The 2,753-nt window shown below is 74.6% G+C and carries 2 protein-coding genes; both read right to left on the bottom strand.

Annotation, left to right across the window (positions count from 1 at the left end; translation table 11 throughout):
- Positions 1 to 59 precede the first annotated feature (59 nt).
- Positions 60 to 857, bottom strand: a complete 798-nt coding sequence (locus C2142_RS37540) for a TnsA-like heteromeric transposase endonuclease subunit (RefSeq protein ID WP_241003347.1) — start codon at positions 855 to 857, stop codon at positions 60 to 62.
- A 277-nt stretch (positions 858 to 1,134) separates the two neighbouring features.
- Positions 1,135 to 2,124, bottom strand: coding sequence for a DNA-binding protein (locus tag C2142_RS37535; RefSeq protein WP_241003357.1), 990 nt, complete (start codon positions 2,122 to 2,124; stop codon positions 1,135 to 1,137).
- Between the last annotated feature and the right edge of the window lie 629 nt (positions 2,125 to 2,753).

Below are 2,753 nucleotides of genomic sequence, written 5' to 3'. Positions count from 1 at the left end.
GCGGACCTGGCCGCCGACCGCCAGCACCGGACGCCCGCCACGCCGTCGTGCCGCCGCGCTCACACCCCACCCCCGCCACAATCGCCGGCCGCCCCGGCCGTCCCCATCCCGCTGCTCCCTGCCACGGCCCGTACGGATCCCGGGCCGACGAGGACGCCCTGGTGCAGCGGGTGTTCCAACGACACACTCAGTCGGCCGTGCCACAGGGCATGGAAGACGGCGGGCAGAACCGTCATCGGGGTGCCGACCGCCTGAACGCCCTCCAGGAGCGGTCCGGGCCGCGCGAACGCCTCCAGCAGCGCGTCCGCCACCTCGGGGCGGCCCCGGTAACGGGGATGACGGTAGCCGGCCAGCCACCGCAGGTTCGCCGCGAACACCGCGTCCAGCGGCTCCAGTCGTCGGTAGCGCCAGCCGGCCAGGTCGCATGCCGCCCGGGCCGCCTGGGCGGCACGAAGTGCCCGTTCACCGCCCGCCTCCGCATGCCCCGGGCAGTCGGCCAGCAGAGCGGTGCCGTCCGCGTACCGGGCGAACAGCTGCGGCACCCACGAGCGCCCCCCGCCCCGTCGATCGCGCCACACCAGCCGCACCGGCCGCCCCGCCAGCCCTGTCACCTGCGGGTCGCGGTCCAGGACCATCAGCTGGGTACGCATCGCGTTCGACCCGGCGACCACGTGCCGCCCGGTGGTCGCCGACCACCACAGCCCCGGCCCCCACCGTCTCCCGGGCGGCACCGGGAACGCGGACACCGGCGCCAGGTCCTCGAACGCCACCGCCACGCAGGCGTCCTCCCACCGCTGCCGCACCTCCTGCCCGACCGGGTCGAGGAACACCGCCTCGAACCCCGCCCGCTCATCCACATCCACCGGGCCCGCAGACCCACCCGTCCCGGCCATATCGTCCACGCCGCTCACGGTTCTCAGCCAACCCGCCACACACGCCCCGGCGGACGGCTTTCCCCGTTCCCGCCCCACCCCGTGACCTGGTGCGGTAGAGCGCTCCACGCGCACCAGCGTTCTCACCCGGGCCCACACCCCACCGACCGAGCCCAAGCCCGGCACGCCCACACCAGTGCTGCTCCACACTCGGCCCGCATCTGGGACCCACCGAGGCGGCCCCATCAACCCGCCGAACCCTCTACCGCACCGTCCCGCTACCGGCCCCGAGCACTTCGGCGAGCGCGTCCGGCGACAGCCCCGCCCACGCGGCGACGTCCTCGACCCGCACCCCGGCCTCCAATGCGGCCGCCACCGTCTCCCGCACCGCCTCCTGCAATCGGCCGATGCTGCAACCCAGGCCCTTCAGCAGCCGCTCCGCCGCCTCCGCACTGCTGCCCCGCTGCGCCCCGCGCAGCTGGATCAGCTGCTCCTCGGCGTCGTCCAGCAAGTTGCCGATCAGCGCGCGCCGTTCAGGCGCCACCGCCGAACGCCACACCGTCCCCGACCCCGGCAGCTTCGCTTCCTTCGTCAGCGCCCGCAGCTGCGCCGCCATGCTCGTCGGCTGGAGCTCACGGCGCACCCACCACAACTCGTCCCTGTGGCCGCGGGGCACGGCCGCGCCGCGGCGCCGGCGGATCACCGCTCCCATCCACGCGATCAGCGGACCGCCGAAGTCGACCGCCGCCAGCGGCCCCAACCACCGGCGCCCCACCCGCTCACCCAGCTGCCGGCAGAACGCCCCGCCCGCCGGCAATGCCCGAGGCCGCTCGGCCCCACTGTCCTGCCAGGCCAGCTCGGCCATCACCGGATCCAGCAGCGCCCGCGCGACCTCCACCACCTCCGGGAAGACCGCTGTATCCCGCGTCACCGCCCGCCACCGCCAGAAATCCCCGCCCGCGTCCCCGCCCGCCAGGGCGTGCAGCCGCGCGGGCCACACCCGCTCGTCCGGCCACTCCAACGCCAGATCCCACCACCGGCACACCACCGCATACGCCACACCGAACACCTCCCCGGGCTCTACCCCCGCCCGCCCCGCACGCCTCGCCACCTGTGCCCACCGCTGCTGCGCCTCGACGATCTCCGGCAGGGCGCGCAGATCCAGGTGCTCCAGCGCCTGGTCCGCGTCCGCGTCCAACAGCCACCGCCCATGCCGCACGCACACCCGCTCCCACCGCTGCGCGTACCGCACCACCCGAACCGAAGCCCCGGTCCGCCGCGCCACGCACGACCGGCACCCGAACGCCACCGGCCCCACCACCGCACCGCCCACCCGCCATGCTGCCTGCGGCCTGTTCCCGCCCGCCCGTGCGGTCAGCTTCTCGTCGTCCAGCCCCCACACCGGCAACGCCCGCCACCTCCTCGCCGACCCCGCACAACCCGGCCAGTACCCGCCGCCCCGCCGTATCCAGCAGTATCTCGGCGTCCGCCCGCTGCGCACCCCTCTCGTGCCGGGGGCGATGGCCGTGCCATTGCCAATGCGTCAGCAGAGCGGCGTCGTCCAAGCCGTAGCGGGCAGCGACCCGGCCAACCAGCGAGAAGGTCGTCTCCCCGGCAATCGGAGAGACACGGAAGACCACGGAAACCATGAGCCCCAGCCTCGCGGAGAACAGCAGAACTTGAAGGCAGTTCCTCCTTCCCGTCACCGGTTCGATCGGCGGGAAGGAGGGCTCCTCGCTGGAGCTGACCGAGAAGGCCGGCCGGACTGGCTGGAGTGCCCGCAGTGCGCGGCCGACCGGGAGGCGGAGGAGCTGGGCCCGTTGGTGCTGCCAGCCCCGACCAAGCGCGAGCTGGTGGCCGCGCTGGTTTCCGGACGATCCG

This window comes from Streptomyces sp. CB01881, assembly GCF_002953255.1.
In the GTDB taxonomy this organism is placed as follows: Bacteria; Actinomycetota; Actinomycetes; order Streptomycetales; family Streptomycetaceae; genus Kitasatospora.
Note: the sequence above shows the minus strand (reverse complement) of the source record. Positions and strands in the feature narration are given on the sequence as shown.